The sequence below is a fragment of the Nocardioides sp. Soil805 genome (genome assembly GCF_001429625.1).
Taxonomy (GTDB): domain Bacteria; phylum Actinomycetota; class Actinomycetes; order Propionibacteriales; family Nocardioidaceae; genus Nocardioides.
Map to the genome: position 1 here is coordinate 947,122 of NZ_LMSU01000001.1, position 13,941 is coordinate 961,062.

General features: G+C 72.9%; 14 protein-coding genes. 9 read left to right on the forward strand and 5 right to left on the reverse strand.

The window, feature by feature from the left end; translation table 11 throughout:
* Positions 1–62: 62 nt before the first annotated feature.
* Both ASG94_RS04740 and ASG94_RS04745 read left to right on the forward strand, forming a co-directional pair.
* Positions 63–1,220, forward strand: a complete 1,158-nt coding sequence (locus ASG94_RS04740) for a hypothetical protein (protein WP_156411421.1) — start codon at positions 63–65, stop codon at positions 1,218–1,220.
* Entirely contained in the window at positions 1,217–1,657 is a 441-nt protein-coding gene (locus tag ASG94_RS04745; RefSeq protein WP_056925214.1) for a CBS domain-containing protein, read from the forward strand. Before ASG94_RS04740 ends, ASG94_RS04745 begins: the two co-directional genes overlap by 4 nt.
* Positions 1,658–1,664: 7 nt before the next feature.
* Here the strand turns inward: ASG94_RS04745 and ASG94_RS04750 are convergent, their stop codons facing one another.
* Together ASG94_RS04750 and ASG94_RS04755 are read right to left on the reverse strand one after the other, a co-directional pair.
* A complete protein-coding gene (locus tag ASG94_RS04750; RefSeq protein WP_056925215.1) occupies positions 1,665–2,459 on the reverse strand; it encodes a thioesterase family protein in 795 nt (264 codons plus the stop codon).
* A gap of 45 nt (positions 2,460–2,504) precedes the next feature.
* Positions 2,505–2,774, reverse strand: a complete 270-nt coding sequence (locus ASG94_RS04755) for a hypothetical protein (RefSeq protein WP_056925216.1) — start codon at positions 2,772–2,774, stop codon at positions 2,505–2,507.
* A gap of 138 nt (positions 2,775–2,912) precedes the next feature.
* On the opposite strand from ASG94_RS04755, the gene ASG94_RS04760 reads away from it, so the two are divergent.
* The 3 genes from ASG94_RS04760 to ASG94_RS04770 all read left to right on the forward strand — a co-directional run bounded on the left by ASG94_RS04760 (position 2,913) and on the right by ASG94_RS04770 (position 5,760).
* The gene (locus tag ASG94_RS04760; protein ID WP_082624067.1) at positions 2,913–4,151 is read left to right on the forward strand and encodes an MFS transporter; all 1,239 of its coding nucleotides are present in this window, start codon (positions 2,913–2,915) and stop codon (positions 4,149–4,151) included.
* A gap of 78 nt (positions 4,152–4,229) precedes the next feature.
* A complete protein-coding gene (locus tag ASG94_RS04765; protein WP_056925217.1) occupies positions 4,230–5,252 on the forward strand; it encodes a DUF389 domain-containing protein in 1,023 nt (340 codons plus the stop codon).
* A gap of 127 nt (positions 5,253–5,379) precedes the next feature.
* Positions 5,380–5,760, forward strand: coding sequence for an HNH endonuclease (locus tag ASG94_RS04770; RefSeq protein ID WP_235537130.1), 381 nt, complete (start codon positions 5,380–5,382; stop codon positions 5,758–5,760).
* Between the two features lie 53 nt (positions 5,761–5,813).
* On the opposite strand, the gene ASG94_RS04775 is transcribed toward ASG94_RS04770, so the two are convergent.
* Positions 5,814–7,181 carry a wax ester/triacylglycerol synthase family O-acyltransferase gene (locus ASG94_RS04775; RefSeq protein WP_056925219.1) on the reverse strand — a complete coding sequence of 456 codons (1,368 nt, stop codon included), beginning with the start codon at positions 7,179–7,181 and terminating at the stop codon, positions 5,814–5,816.
* Positions 7,182–7,306: 125 nt separating this feature from the next.
* Here ASG94_RS04775 and ASG94_RS04780 point away from each other — a divergent pair, with 125 nt between their 5' ends.
* Complete coding sequence (locus ASG94_RS04780; RefSeq protein WP_056925220.1) at positions 7,307–8,014, forward strand: NADPH-dependent F420 reductase; 708 nt, start codon at positions 7,307–7,309, stop codon at positions 8,012–8,014.
* A gap of 13 nt (positions 8,015–8,027) precedes the next feature.
* Here ASG94_RS04780 and ychF read toward each other — a convergent pair whose 3' ends face one another.
* Positions 8,028–9,104, reverse strand: a complete 1,077-nt coding sequence (gene ychF / locus ASG94_RS04785; protein WP_056925221.1) for a redox-regulated ATPase YchF — start codon at positions 9,102–9,104, stop codon at positions 8,028–8,030.
* Positions 9,105–9,257: 153 nt separating this feature from the next.
* On the opposite strand from ychF, the gene ASG94_RS04790 reads away from it, so the two are divergent.
* From ASG94_RS04790 to ASG94_RS04800, 3 genes are read left to right on the forward strand one after another with little or no spacing between them, the layout of a single operon-like run.
* On the forward strand, positions 9,258–10,859 hold the full coding sequence (locus ASG94_RS04790; RefSeq protein ID WP_056925222.1) for an FG-GAP-like repeat-containing protein: 1,602 nt from the start codon (positions 9,258–9,260) through the stop codon (positions 10,857–10,859).
* A gap of 40 nt (positions 10,860–10,899) precedes the next feature.
* Positions 10,900–11,439, forward strand: a complete 540-nt coding sequence (locus tag ASG94_RS04795; RefSeq protein WP_056925223.1) for a PH domain-containing protein — start codon at positions 10,900–10,902, stop codon at positions 11,437–11,439.
* Entirely contained in the window at positions 11,436–12,974 is a 1,539-nt protein-coding gene (locus tag ASG94_RS04800) for a PH domain-containing protein (protein WP_056925224.1), read from the forward strand. Before ASG94_RS04795 ends, ASG94_RS04800 begins: the two co-directional genes overlap by 4 nt.
* Positions 12,975–13,046: 72 nt before the next feature.
* On the opposite strand, the gene ASG94_RS04805 is transcribed toward ASG94_RS04800, so the two are convergent.
* The gene (locus ASG94_RS04805) at positions 13,047–13,871 is read right to left on the reverse strand and encodes a M57 family metalloprotease (protein ID WP_056925225.1); all 825 of its coding nucleotides are present in this window, start codon (positions 13,869–13,871) and stop codon (positions 13,047–13,049) included.
* Between the last annotated feature and the right edge of the window lie 70 nt (positions 13,872–13,941).

The window sequence follows — 13,941 nt, forward strand, 5'->3', positions numbered from 1 at the left end:
GGGGTGCGGCGCGGGCACGTCCCCCCACTGCCTGTCGCGGCGGCGCGATTACGGTGGGTCCCATGCGTGCAGCCGGCGAGCCCACTCCCCCGCCCGGGCCCGAGCCTGCCGGGGCCCAGGAGCCGCGCCCGTACGTCGAGGGCGTGCACCTGCAGAGGACCGACGAGAACGTCCGCGAGATCGAGGCGTTGGCCGCGGTGCTCGGCCAGCCGGCCGGCCTGGACGGGCTGCTGGGCGACCTGAAGTACCGCCTGCGCCGGGCGCGGGTGCTGCCGCGACTGCTCGGACGGGCCGTCCGGGAGGCCTGGGCGTGGGACGACTACGACGAGCGCGACGAGAACTGGTACCCGCAGGGCATCTCGACCAGCGCCGACGCCTCCGACACCGAGGTCATCGGTACCGACGGTCGGCGGGTCGTCGTCACCACGTGGTACTCCACCGCCAAGGACGGCATCAAGCGCGGGTCCCGGGTGACGTTCGTCGACCTCGACACCCTCGAGTACCGCCACGTGCTGCTGGTGGTCCCCGTCCTCGACGAGACCGGTGCCCTCCAGCTCCGCCCGATGAACATCCACGCCGGCGGCATCGTCTGGGCCGGTCCGTGGCTGCACATCGCGGCCACCAGCCGCGGCTTCGTGACCGCGCGGGTCGACGACATCATGCGGGTGCCCGGCGACGACGACCGGCCCGACGAGATCGGCATCGACGGCACGCGGGTGGCGTCGTTCGGCCACCGCTACGTGCTGCCCGTCCGCGCGACGTACCAGGCCTTCACCGACGAGGGCCACGACAAGCTGCGCTACTCCTTCCTGTCGCTGGACCGGCGCTCGGACCCGCCGGCGCTGGTGGCCGGCGAGTACGCCCACGACCCGGACGCGAGCACCCGGCTCGCGCGCTACCCGCTGGACGCCGCGACGTGGCAGCTCGAGACCGGCGAGGACGGCTTCTCGCGGCCGCTGGCCATCGACGAGGGCGGCGTGCGGCAGATGCAGGGCGCCGTGATCGCGGGCGGGCGCTACCACGTGAGCGTGTCGCACGGACCGTGGATGCCCGGGGCGGTGGCGGCCGGTCAGCCCGGCTCGATGCGGGTCCACCAGTGGGCGGTGCCGATGGGGCCCGAGGACCTGGCCTACTGGCCCTCCACCGACCGCATCTGGACGGTCACCGAGCACCCCCGGCGTCGCTGGATCGTCGCCATGGACCGCCGGTGGTTCGAGTGACGAGCCACGCCGCCGAGCCGGCGCGCAGCGTCCGGGACGCCATGGTGACGGTCCCGTGGACGCACGACGTCGGGCTCACCGTCGCCGGCGCGCACGAGGCCTTCACCGACTCGCACGTGCACATGCTGCTGCTGACCGACGGCGGACGGCTGCGCGGGACGCTGGTGCGCGCGGACCTGGGTGCGGCGACGGACCCGGCGCGACCCGCCCTGGAGCTGGCGACGCTCGCCGGGCGCACGGTCCACCCCGAGCACGGTCGCGACGACGTCCTCGCGCTCATGCGGCAGCGGGAGACCCGCCGGCTCGCGGTCGTCGACGACGACGGGATGCTGGTCGGCCTGCTGTGCCTCAAGCGCACCTTCGACGGGTTCTGCAGCGACGCCGACGTCCGGGCGCGCGCGCTCGACCACGGTGGGGTCCACCGGATCGGTCGCTGACGACCGCTCAGGCAGGGCGGGGCAGGCGCGCCAGCTGGCGGCTCTGGGCGACGAGCCGTCCGGCGGAGTCCCAGACCTCGCAGTCCTCCTCGAACATCCCGCCCGCGACGTTGCGCGTGCGGTGGGAGACCTTGAGCCAGCCGGGCGCGGGGACGGCGCGCACGTGGGCCGTGAGCTCGAGGGTGGGCGCCCAGCCCATCTGCCCGAGGTCGAAGCTCACCGGCGGCAGGGAATCGAGCACCATGAGGAGCTGGACCGGGTCGGGGTCGCGCCCGTCGGCCATCCGGAACCACGCCTGCAGGAGGCCGCGGCCGCTGGGCTGCCCGAGAGCCCAGCCGAGGCAGGACGGGTCGAGGCGCATGTCGAAGCGCTCCATCAGCGGCGGGGTGTCGGGCGCCGTGGACATCGCGAAGCACTCCTCGACCGGCGGCAGCTGCGGCTCGACCGCAGTGGTTCGCACGTCGTCGGGCAGCCGGGACAGGTCGCCGTACGTCGCGAGGGCGGTGATGCGCGTGTCCTCGCCCTGGGCGAGCTCGGCCGCGACGGTGGCGGTGCTGCCGCCGTCACGCACCACGCGGGTGCGGACGGTGGCGGGGCCGGGACGGGAGGCGGAGACGTAGAACGCGCTGACGGCCAGCGGGTCGGGCTTGGCCGGGACGGTCTCGCCGATCGCGCGGCCGATCACGCCCAGCAGGTAGCCGCCGTTGACTCCCCCGCCGACGACCCAGCCCGGGTCCAGCTCGGCGGAGAAGCCGTCGGGCGTGGCCTCGACGGCGGTGTGAACGTCCCACTCGTGTCCCATGGCGGGATTCTGTCAGGGGACGCAGCGTCCGAGGTCGGGGACTGCTCAGGCGGCGCGGAGGGCGCCGACGCGCTGGACCAGGCGGCGCAGCGGGGTGTCGCGCTGGACGGAGACGCGGCCACCGTCGGCGTCGAGGCCGAAGAGCGGCAGCAGGTCCGGGCGACCCTCGCGCTCGGCCATCAGCAGGATCGCGTCCCGGTCGTAGTCGGCGGCCAGGTCGGCAGCCGTGGTGACGTCGTCGTGGGCGACGGCGGCGTTGATGGCGTCGACGTACGACGCGTGCAGGGCGTTGAGCTCGTCGATCAGGCGGGTCATCTCATCCTCTTCCAGTGGTTGTCCTTCCAGTGTGGGCACCGGATTGGAACGATCCAAGTCCTGGGCCGTGTGACCTTGGACGCCTCCTGCGCCCGCGACGTGGACTCCGCGTCCGCCAGCGCGCAGACTCACCGGGTCATGCCCTCGCCCCTCGCCTCCCCGCCGGCCACCGTGATGCACGAGGGACACCTGCCGGGATCGTCCGGCTACCGCCGCGTCGTGGTCGCGCTCTTCGCCGCCGGGCTCGCGACCTTCGCGCTGCTCTACAGCACCCAGGCGATCCTGCCGGCGCTGGCCGCGAGGTTCGAGGTGTCGTCGACCGAGGCGACGCTCACGATGTCGCTCGCCACGGTGTCGCTGGGACTCGCCCTCCTGGTGGTGGGACCGCTGTCGGACGTGGTCGGCCGGACCCGGCTCATCCACCTCTCGATGCTCGCCTCGGTGCTGTGCGCCATCGGCTGCGCGCTGGCCCCGTCGTGGACGATGCTGCTGGTGATGCGCTGCCTCATGGGGGCGGCGCTCGCCGGCCTGCCGGCGGTCGCGACGGCGTACCTCCGCGAGGAGCTGCACGCCTCGACCCACGCCCGCGCCGCCGGGCTCTACGTCGGCGGCACGGCCCTGGGCGGGATGACCGGCCGGCTGCTGACGGGCTACACCGCCGAGCTGGCCGGGTGGCGCTGGTCGCTGGGCGCCGCCGCGCTGCTCGCGGCCGTGTGCGCCCTCGTCGTACGACGACTGCTGCCGCCGTCGCGGCGCTTCGTCGCGGCACCCACCGGCATCCGGGCGGCCGCCTCGATGGCCCGGCGCGCGGTCGGCGACCGGGCGCTGGTCGGGCTCTACGTCATCGGCGGCTGCTCGGCGGGGGCGATGATCGGGATGCTCAACGTCGTGGGCTTCCGCCTCGAGGGTCCCGGGTTCGGCCTCGGGCTCGGAGCCGCCAGCCTGGTGTTCCTGGTCTACCCGCTCGGCAGTGTCAGCGCCGCGTCGTTCGGCCGGCTGGCGGACCGCGTGGGGCGACGGGCCGTGCTGCCGATCGGCGCGGTCGTGGCCATCGGCGGGGTGCTGCTGACGCTGTCGTCGTCGCTCGTGGTGGTGGTCGCGGGGCTGGCCCTGCTCGTCGTCGGCTTCTTCGCCGTCCACGGCATCGCCAGCGGCTGGGTCCCGGCCCGGGCGCACGCGGGCGGCGTCAGCGCCGGGCAGGCCGCGTCGCTCTACACGGTGACCTACTACCTCGGGTCCTCGGTCTTCGGGAGCCTCAGCGCCCAGGCCTGGACCGACTTCGGCTGGCCCGGTGTGGTCGTCCTGACAGTGCTGCTGCTCGTGGTCACCGGCGCGCTCGCCCTGCGGCTGCGGGTCACCCGGTCGCTCCTGGCCTGATCGCGCGGCGGGAGCGGAGGCGTCGCCTCACCCGGAGCGAGTGAGCCCCCCGCCGGGAAGCGCGGGCGATACTCAGGCATGCTGGACGCGATCCGCGCGCGCGTGCTCCCCGAGGCCCAGCGGCGCACCCTGGACGAGCTCTCGGACGACCTGACCCTGGTCTCCGGGGACACCCGGTCCAAGCAGTCCGCGTTCTGGACGATGCTGGCACTGTCGGCCGTCATCGCCAGCGCCGGGGTCCTGTCCGACTCCACCGCCACGGTCATCGGCGCCATGATCATCGCCCCGCTCTCCACGCCGATCATGGGCATCGCCCTCGGCGTCGTCCTGCAGCGGCGCACCGGCTCCGTCCCGTTCGTCGTCGCCGGCGGCCTCCTCGTCGTGCTGGTGGGGGTGCTGTTCGCCCTGGTCACGCCCGCGGACACCGACCTGCTGTCCAACGGCCAGATCTCCGGGCGCACCTCACCGGGGCTGCTCGACCTCGTGGCTGCGATCGCCACCGGCTTTGCGGGCGCGGTGGCCCTCGCGCGCCGCGACGTGGGCGCCGTGCTGCCCGGCGTCGCCATCGCGATCTCCCTGGTGCCGCCCCTGGCCGTGGTCGGCGTCTGCCTGGGCCACTGGGACCTCGGGCTCGCCCTGGGCGCGTTCCTGCTGTTCGTCTCCAACCTGCTGTCCCTGGTGCTGGCGGGCGTCATCATGTTCGCCGTCCTCGGGTACGCCGAGGACCCGACCGCCGGGGCACCGTCGACGAGCCGACGCTCGCACATGGTCCTCGGCGGCCTCATCCTGCTGGTGACCGTGCCGCTCGCCGCCAACACGGCACTGTCCTTCCTGCTCACGACGTGGGCGGGGCGGATCGACGACGTGACCAGCCAGTGGGTCGAGGACTCCCCCGGCGCGGAGGTGACGGGGGTCGACTTCGTGTCCCTGACGGCCCACGTGAAGGTCCGCCACCACGACCCGCTCCCGTCGCTCGCCATGCTGCGGGCCGACCTCGACCGGGTGCTGCCGGAGGGGGTGAGCGTCGTGCTGGAGACGACGGTCGGGCGCGAGGTCGAGGTCGGGACCATGACCAGCGGGAGCGCCCCGGACCCGCGATGAACTTCCACGCACACGCGTGGAGGTGCGGGCGCCGTCCGGGGTGCCGGCCTGCACTTCCACGCAGGTGCGCGGAAGTGCAGTCCCGACGCCACGTCCGGCGACGACGAGAACGCCGTACGCTCGCACCGTGCCGTCCAGGACCCGAGCCGCGACCCATGCGCGACGCCGCAAGCGTCGGATGGCCCGGGTCGAGCACGACCTGACCGAACCGCAGTGGGCGGCGCTACGGGAGGAGTGGGGCGGCTGCGCCTACTGCGGCGCCGGCGACGCCATGTTGCAGAAGGACACGATGCTCCCGATCTCACGGGGCGGGCGCTACACCCTGGCCAACGTGGTCCCGGCCTGCGGCTCGTGCAACGCGAGCAAGTGCAACCTCGAGGTCACCACCTGGATGCGCCGCAAGAAGCTCGACGAGGGCCGCTTCCTCGTCCGACAGGTCGCGATCGCCCGCGCGGTCGCCGCCGGGGACGCCGCCCGCGTTAACTCGGCGGAGGACCGGAGCGACTGAGGTTCCGCTCAGGTGCGTGGACGTTCGGGACGCCCCACGCAGCCGGCGCGCCGTCAGCGACGCCCGGCCGCCTCGAGGCCCTCGCGGAGGTCGTCGATCTCCGCGTGGAACGCGTCGAGGATGTGCTCGGGGTCCGCGATCACCGCAGTGTCGGTCTTGAAGCCGACCCGCACCGTCCCGGCGTACGTGAAGATGCAGGTGCCGAGCGTCTGGTCACCCGATCCGGGCACCCAGCCCAGCAGGCTGGTGATCCGGGTCCCCGCGAGGTAGCGGGGCTCCCGCGGGCCGGGGACGTTGGTGGTGACACCGCTGGCCTTGCCCGCGAAGAAGGTCACCAGGGCGCGACTCAGGCGCCGGCCCAGCCGGCCGATCCCCTGGATCATCGCGAACGTGATCACCGGCTCCGGGGAGCGCTTGATCCGGTCCATCCGGCGCTTTGTCTCGGCGAGCCGCTCGGCGGCGGTGCTCAGCCCCGAGGGCAGCAGGAGGACTACCAGCGCGAAGCGGTTGCCGAGCTCGCGGGGCAGCGGCAGGTGCATCGGACGCAGGTTGACCGGGACCATCGTCGGGATGTCGACCGAGCGTCCCCCGTGCTCGAGCTGGTAGCGCTCGAGGGCACCGGCGAGCGCCGAGACGAGCACGTCGTTGACGGTCGCGTCGGAGCGCTTGGCGATGTCCTTGATCAGCTGCAGGTCGATCGGGGCGGACCACACCGCCCGCTTGTGCGACCCCGCCGCACCGGCGAGCGGCGACTCCGGGTTGCGGGTCAGCAGCAGCTTGGAGAGCACCCCGGCACCGCTGATCCCGGTCCGGACGGCCGCGACGACCCCGGCACGGACGCGAGCGGGCCGCAGCGCGTTGGTCACCTCGGGGGCGGCGCGCCGCGCCGCCTCGATGAGGTCGCCGACACCGTGGTGCCGCGCCCCTCCGCCGTCCTGGCCGTCGCCCGCCTCGGGGGTGGCGTCGGTCAGCGACAGCAGCACCTGGGTGAGCGCGATGCCGTCGGCCAGCGCGTGGTGCAGCCGGACGTAGATCGCCGACCCCTCGCTGAGACCCTCGACGAGGTGGATGTCCCACAGCGGGCGGTCCCGCGGCAGCGGCGTGGCGAGGAACCGACCGACGTACTCCTGCAGGGCGGCGTCGTCCCCCGGCGCCGGGAGCCGGACCTCGCGGACGTGCTTGGTGAGGTCGAAGTCGGGTACGTCGCGCCAGCGGGCCTTCGCCCAGCGGTGCCGCGGGACGGTGGGGCGCCGCGAGAAGACGGGGTAGGCGTCGATCAGCCGGTGCTGCAGCACCCGGTCGAGCCGGGTCCGGTCCACCGGTCCGTCGAGGAACATGACGCACTCGATGACCATCAGGTTCTGGACCCGGTCCATGCCCAGCCAGATGGCGTCGACGGGGTTGACGCGGTGCTCTCTCACCAGCCGAGCCTGTCACGAGGGACAAGGACGGGGGCAATCACGGTGCCTACAGTGATCCGTACGGATGGCCGTCCCGTCGATGCCCGTCGCGGAACATCGAGACGGACACCGGCGTTGCGCCCAGCATGACCACACTCGGAATCGTCGGAGCCGGACACATCGGCAGCACGGTCGCACGCCTCGCGGTCGACGCGGGCGTCGACGTCGTCCTGGCCAACAGCCGCGGGCCGGAGACGCTCGCCGACCTCGTCGCCGACCTCGGACCGCGCGCGCGGGCAGCCACGGCGGCCGAGGCAGCCCGAGACACCGACCTCGTCGTCCTCACGGTGCCGCTCAAGGCCCTCGCCGACCTGCCGGCGGAGGCGTTCGACGACAAGGTCGTGCTCGACACCGGCAACTACTACCCCCAGCGGGACGGGCAGATCGCTGAGCTCGACGACGGGTCGACGACCGCAAGCGAGCTCACCGCCCGCACACTGCCCGGCGCCCGCGTCGTGAAGGTCTTCAACAACATCTTCTTCCAGCACCTCGCCGCGCTGGCCCGGCCGCAGGCTGCCGTAGGCAGCGGCGAACGCACTGTGCTGCCCATCGCCGGTGACGACGGCGCCGCCAAGGAGGCGGCGACCGAGCTGCTCGACGCCATCGGCTACGACGTCGTCGACGCCGGTCCGCTCGCCGACGGGTGGCGCTTCCAGCCGGACACGCCGGCCTACGGCGTCCCGTACGACGGCAGCAGCGACGGCACCTGGAGCGGCGACACCGCCCGGCGCGCCTCCGCCGACGAGATGCGCACCGCACTGGAGGCCGCCGTCCGTCGCGGCGACCAGCGCTGAGGGGTGGCGCAGGTCAGACGTTGAAGCGGAACTCCACCACGTCGCCGTCGGCCATCACGTAGTCCTTGCCCTCCATACGCACCTTGCCGGCCTCCTTGGCCTTCTGCATGGTGCCGGCCTCCATGAGGTCGTCGAAGGAGACGATCTCGGCCTTGATGAAGCCCTTCTGGAAGTCGGTGTGGATGACCCCCGCGGCCTCGGGCGCGGTGGCGCCCTTCGTGATCGTCCAGGCCCGCGTCTCCTTGGGCCCGGCGGTCAGGTAGGTCTGCAGGCCGAGGGTGTCGAAGCCGACGCGGGCGAGCACGTCGAGGCCGGGCTCCTCGACGCCCATCTCGGCGAGCATCTCGCGGGCCTCCTCGTCGGAGCCGAGCTCGACGAGCTCGGACTCGAACTTGGCGTCGAGGAAGATCGCCTCGGCCGGGGCGACGATCTCCTGCATGCGGGCCTTGAGGTCGTCGTCGGCGAGCTCGTCGGCGTCGCAGTTGAACACGTAGATGAAGGGCTTGGCCGTCAGCAGCGAGAGCTCGCGGACCAGGTCGCGGTCGATCGTGGTGCTGATGACCGGCGTGCCGGACTCGAGCGCGGACAGCGCCTCGCGCGCGGCGTCGAGGACCGGGGCCTTGGACTTGTCGCCGCGGACCTCCTTCTCCAGCCGCGGGATCGCCTTCTCCACCGTCTGGACGTCGGCGAGGATCAGCTCGGTCTGGATGGTGCCGATGTCGGAGGCAGGGTTGACCTCGCCGTCGACGTGGGTGACGTCCTCGTCGCGGAAGACGCGGGTGACCTGGCAGATCGCGGCGGACTCGCGGATGTGGGAGAGGAACTTGTTGCCGAGCCCCTCGCCCTCCGAGGCGCCGCGCACGATGCCGGCGATGTCGACGAACTCGACCGTCGCGGGCAGGACCTTGGCCGAGCCGAAGACCTCCGCCAGCTTGGGCAGCCGGTCGTCGGGGACCCCCACGACACCGACGTTGGGCTCGATCGTGGCGAACGGGTAGTTCGCCGCCAGGACGTCGTTCTTGGTCAGTGCGTTGAAGAGCGTCGACTTGCCCGCGTTGGGGAGTCCGACGATACCGATGGTGAGAGCCACGGGCCGGGAGTCTACGGCCGGGCCGACCGAATCCCCTGATCCGGGCGATCGGTTTGGCCGGGCGACCACCGGCCCTGTTCAATCGATTCCACTCAATCGATCCCACTCAATCGAAGCGGTCGACCGACGCCGCCCCCTGCCCTCGAAGGACCCATGCCCTCCTGGCTCACCGAGCTCCTCGTCGCGCTGCAGTTCCTCAGCCCGGCGGTGCCTCCCGTGCCGGACCTCGTGGTGCCGGAGACGCCGCTCGTCGTGACGACGGCCGCGGCGGGCCCGGTGGAGGTCTACAACGACGGCTTCGACGCGCCGTACGCCGAGCGGTGGCGGCACATGTCCAGCTCCAGCACCGACCGGATCACCCAGACCACGTACGACGGTCGAACGGCGCTGAAGATGCGCCCCGAGGCCGACCTCGAGGCGCTGTGGACCGTCCCCTACGAGGTCGGCACGACGTACCGCGTCTCCGCGACGCTGAAGATGCCGAAGAAGACCGGGGTGCACCCGGCCTTCTGGCTGCGCACCGACGACCCGCAGCGCGTCGGGGAGATCGACGTCGTCGAGAGCTGGGGCGGCAAGCCGCGCTGCGAGCGGGTGCTGGCGGCGTACTACTGGCGCTACTCCCCTCCGGTCGGCGACCAGGCGTGCCTGGGCGACTCCTACCCGAAGGACATGACCGAGTGGCACGAGTACTCGGCCGAGTTCACCTACATGGGTCCGGGCCAGGACCCGGCGGCGGAGGCGCCGTTCCCGACGCGCTTCTTCGTCGACGGCGTCGAGACCTGGTCGACCGACCACGCGCCCGTGTCGCCGGAGAAGATCCGCCTCCAGGTCAAGCGCAACTGCCCCGACGAGGAGCAGCCGAGCTGCGGCCAGACGTCGACCTCGCCGTCGATGTACGTCGACCAGGTCCGCGTCGAGAAGGTCTCCCGGCAGTCCACGGCCCCGCCGGCCGACGTGGTCGCCGTCCAGGAGCCCGTCACGGGCGGAGTACAGGCGCACGTGCTCGACCCGGCGAGCAGCTACGCGAGCTTCTCCAACCAGACCGCCCTGCCCCTGACCGACCAGGGCTGGCGCTACGCCACCGGCGACTTCGACGGCGACCGCGTCACCGACGTGTACGCCGCCCTGCCGGAGGGCGGCGGCACGGCCCAGGTCAAGGTGCTCGACGGGTCGGGGTTCCTGCGGCTCTTCCTCACCCACGCCACGATCGTGCAGCGCGACACCCGGCTCGGGCGGGCGCAGTTCGCCGCCGGGGACTACGACGGCGACGGGCGCGACGACCTGTGGGTCGTCGACCTCGACCGGGACGGCCACCTCGGCGTGAGCGTGCTGGACGCCTCGACCGGCTTCCAGACCGAGCTGTCGGACGCCGCGACCGCCGCGCCCGCCCTCGACCCCGACCGGTGGCAGGTCACGACCGGCGACTACGACTTCGACGGACGCGACGACCTCTACCTCGTCGACCTCCAGTCGGACGGCCGCACCGCCGTGCACGTGCTCGACGCCGAGACCGGGTTCACCACCTTCCTCGCCCAGACCTACACGGCCGCGCTCGCCGTCGACCCGGCCACGTGGTCGGTGAGCACCGCCGACCACAACGGCGACGGCCGCGACGACCTGGTGATGGTCAACCGCGCGGGGGCGACCACCGAGGTGCACGCCCTGGACGCGGCGACCGGGTTCACGTCCTACCTCCTCCAGACGGGCACCGCCCTCGGGGCGACGACCGACCCGTCCTGGACGATCGCGGACTGAGTCGGCAGCGCCGCAGACCGGCGCGTGGAAAACTCGGGCCATGACCCAGGCGCCTGCCCCGGCCACCCCGCCCTCGCCCACGCCGGCCACGCTGCGCGAGCCCGCCCACCAGGTCTCGCCGCGCGCCGTCGGCTTCTGGCGCGTGGCCGCGCTCATCCCGTCGGTCGTCCTCGCCCTGCTGCTCGCGGCCGGGTACGTCGCGTGGTGGCTGTCGGCGGGCACCCCGCCCTGGTGGGCGACGGCGCTGGGCGTGCTCGGCCTCGTGGCGCTGGCGGCGTACCCGGTCGTGATGCCGCCGGTGCGTTACCGGGTGCACCGCTGGGAGGTCACCGACACGGCCGTCCACACCCGCTCGGGGTGGGTCACCATCAGCTCGCGGATCGCCCCGCTGAGCCGGGTGCAGACCGTCGACTCCCGCCAGGGGGCCCTGATGCGGATGTTCCGGCTCGCGTCGCTCACCGTCACCACGGCCTCCGCGGCCGGCCCCATCACCATCGACTGCCTCGACGCCGAGCAGGCGCGCGAGCTGGTCGCGACCCTGACCGCGATCACCGGCGCCAGCGAGGGCGACGCCACGTGAGTCCGGACGAGGGCCTGCCGCTCGACCCCGACGCCGGCGGGTGGCAGCGGCTCGACCCGCGCAACCTGCTGCTGGACCCCGTCAAGACGCTCGGCCAGTTCCTGGTGCCGGCGCTGATCGCCTTCGTGGGGCTCAGCAGCCGCCGCGACGACGGGATGCCGTCGTGGATGCTCCCGCTCCTCGTGCTGGGCGCGGTCGCCTTCGGGGTGCTGCCGTGGCTGACGACCTCCTGGCGGGTCACCGACACCCAGTTCCAGAAGCGCTCCGGCCTGCTCAGCAGGACGACCTCCACGGCGCCGCTGGACCGCGTCCGCAGCGTCGACCTGGAGTCGTCGCTCCTGCACCGCGTGCTCGGCCTGGCCAAGGTCCAGATCGGGACGGGCGTCGACGACGACCGGATCACCCTCGACGCGATCTCGCAGGAGCGGGCAGGCGAGCTCCGCGCCCTGCTGCTGGCCCGTCGACAGGGCGTCGCACCACTGCCGGAGGCCGTCGACGGGGAGTCCGTCGTCGCCGTGCCGCCCCCGGCGCCGGAGACGCCGCTGGCCGCCATCGACTGGTCGTGGCTGCGCTTCGCGCCCTTCAGCCTGGCCCGGCTGGTGCTGCTCGCCGGCTTCGTGGGCCTGCTCGCGCAGTTCGCGGACGACCTGCCGTTCCTCGACCAGGAGCACCTCAGCAGCGGCTGGCGCTGGGCGACGTCCTTCGCGATCTGGCTGGTCGTGCTGATCGTGCTCGTCGTGGGACTGCTGGGGTGGGTCGTGGTCGCGGTGACCGGCTACGTGGTGCAGTGGTGGGACATGCGGCTCACCCGCGGCCAGGGCTCCCTGCACCTGACGGCCGGGCTGTTCACCACGCGCTCGATCAGCGTCGAGGAGACGCGCGTGCGGGGTGTGGAGATGCGCGAGCCGCTGCTGCTGCGCGCTGTCGGGGGCGGCGAGCTGTCGACCCTCGCGACCGGCGTCGGCAGCGAGGGCGTCACCCGGATCCTGCCCCCGTGCCCCCGGGAGGTCTGCGTGTCGGTCGGTGACGAGGTGCTCGCCGAGCCCGGTCGCCTCACCGCCCCCCTGGCCCCCCACGGGCCCGCCGCCCGCCGCCGCAGCCACGTGCGTGAGGCTCGCGGCGCGCTCGTGCTGGCCGCTCTGGCCGTGCTCCCGGTCGTGCTGGCCGACGTCTCGTGGCTGGGCTGGTGGCTCCCGGCGCTCGTGCTCGTCGCGGGCCTGCCGGTGGGCGCCGCGATCGCCGAGGCGTCGTACCGGCACCTGGGGCACTCCCTCGTCGCCGACCCGGGCACTGCCTCCCACCTGGTGGTGGGCCACGCCGAGGCTGCGCGGGTGCGCACCGTCCTGGAGGCCGACGGGATCATCGGCTGGGTCGTCACCGAGACGTGGTTCCAGCGTCGGGTCGGGCTGGCCGACCTGGTGGCCACCACCGCCGCCGGCGCCGAGAAGGTCGTGGTGCGCGACGTGCCGCGGGACCGGGCGATCGGCCTGGCCGACGCCGCCACCCCGGGCGTCCTCAGCGCCTGGACCACCTGACGCGGCAGGGCTCCGGACGCACGAACGCCCCTCCTGCTCGGGACAGAAGGGGCGCTCGCGGATCGAGGAGGATCAGGCTCCGTAGAGCGCCACGATCCCCTGACGGTCGGTCGCCGTCATGCTCAGGTTGCTGCTCGTGCCGTTGCACTGCGGGTAGTGCATGATCGACGCCGAGTCGTACGGCGTCAGCGGGCGCCAGTTGTTGTCCTCGAAGCAGGTGCCGGCCTCGGGACGGGTGTGCTCGTGGCGGAAGCCGAGCGCGTGGCCGAGCTCGTGGGCCAGGATGTTGGACGGGGTCCACGAGCCCGAGTTCTGCAGCGAGGTGGCGTTGACCAGCACGTTGCGCGAGCGGTCGGCCGTGCTCGGGAAGAACGCCCGGGCGATGTACTGCGTGGTGCTGGTCGGCTCGACCGAGAAGAGCACGGCGTTGTTGCGGGTCGTGCAGTTGGCGTCGTTGGCCGACAGGTAGGTGAAGTTCACCTTGGAGGAGGCCGCCTCCCACTGGCCCGCACCGGCGGCCATCGCGTTGACGACGTTGGCGTACTGGCTGCCGAACTTGGTGCTCACGCAGTAGGTGAGGTTCATCGCCTGGGTGGCGCTCCACTTGTCGTCGCGCCCGCTGACCGTGTTGACCACGAGGCCGTTGTCCATGGTCTTCTTGGGGCTGCCGACCATCGACTCGTAGAAGGTCTTCAGGTCACTGGTCGTGGCGACCGGCTCGTCACCGTTGACGATGTACTGGTTGTCGACGTCCTTGAAGGTCTGGGAGTGGAACTCCGAGAACGTCGGGATCTCGCTGTCGGTCGCCGCGGTCGCCGGCGCGGCGACCGACGTGAGGGTGGCGGCCAGGACGGCGGCTGACGCGAGGGCGAGCTGCCCGAGACGGCTTCGCTGCATGGGGGGGAACTCCTCTGAGGGGATGGATGAAGGCACGCTCCCGCCCCGGGGTCCCAGCAGTGGCACCTGT

Coding starts and splice junctions, on each gene's coding strand:
- ASG94_RS04740 (WP_156411421.1), top strand. CDS start 63: ATGCGTGCAGCCGGCGAGCCCACTCCCCCGCCCGGGCCCGAGCCTGCC.
- ASG94_RS04750 (WP_056925215.1), bottom strand. CDS start 2,459: ATGGGACACGAGTGGGACGTTCACACCGCCGTCGAGGCCACGCCCGAC.
- ASG94_RS04755 (WP_056925216.1), bottom strand. CDS start 2,774: ATGACCCGCCTGATCGACGAGCTCAACGCCCTGCACGCGTCGTACGTC.
- ASG94_RS04760 (WP_082624067.1), top strand. CDS start 2,913: ATGCCCTCGCCCCTCGCCTCCCCGCCGGCCACCGTGATGCACGAGGGA.
- ASG94_RS04765 (WP_056925217.1), top strand. CDS start 4,230: ATGCTGGACGCGATCCGCGCGCGCGTGCTCCCCGAGGCCCAGCGGCGC.
- ASG94_RS04780 (WP_056925220.1), top strand. CDS start 7,307: ATGACCACACTCGGAATCGTCGGAGCCGGACACATCGGCAGCACGGTC.
- ASG94_RS04790 (WP_056925222.1), top strand. CDS start 9,258: ATGCCCTCCTGGCTCACCGAGCTCCTCGTCGCGCTGCAGTTCCTCAGC.
- ASG94_RS04795 (WP_056925223.1), top strand. CDS start 10,900: ATGACCCAGGCGCCTGCCCCGGCCACCCCGCCCTCGCCCACGCCGGCC.
- ASG94_RS04805 (WP_056925225.1), bottom strand. CDS start 13,871: ATGCAGCGAAGCCGTCTCGGGCAGCTCGCCCTCGCGTCAGCCGCCGTC.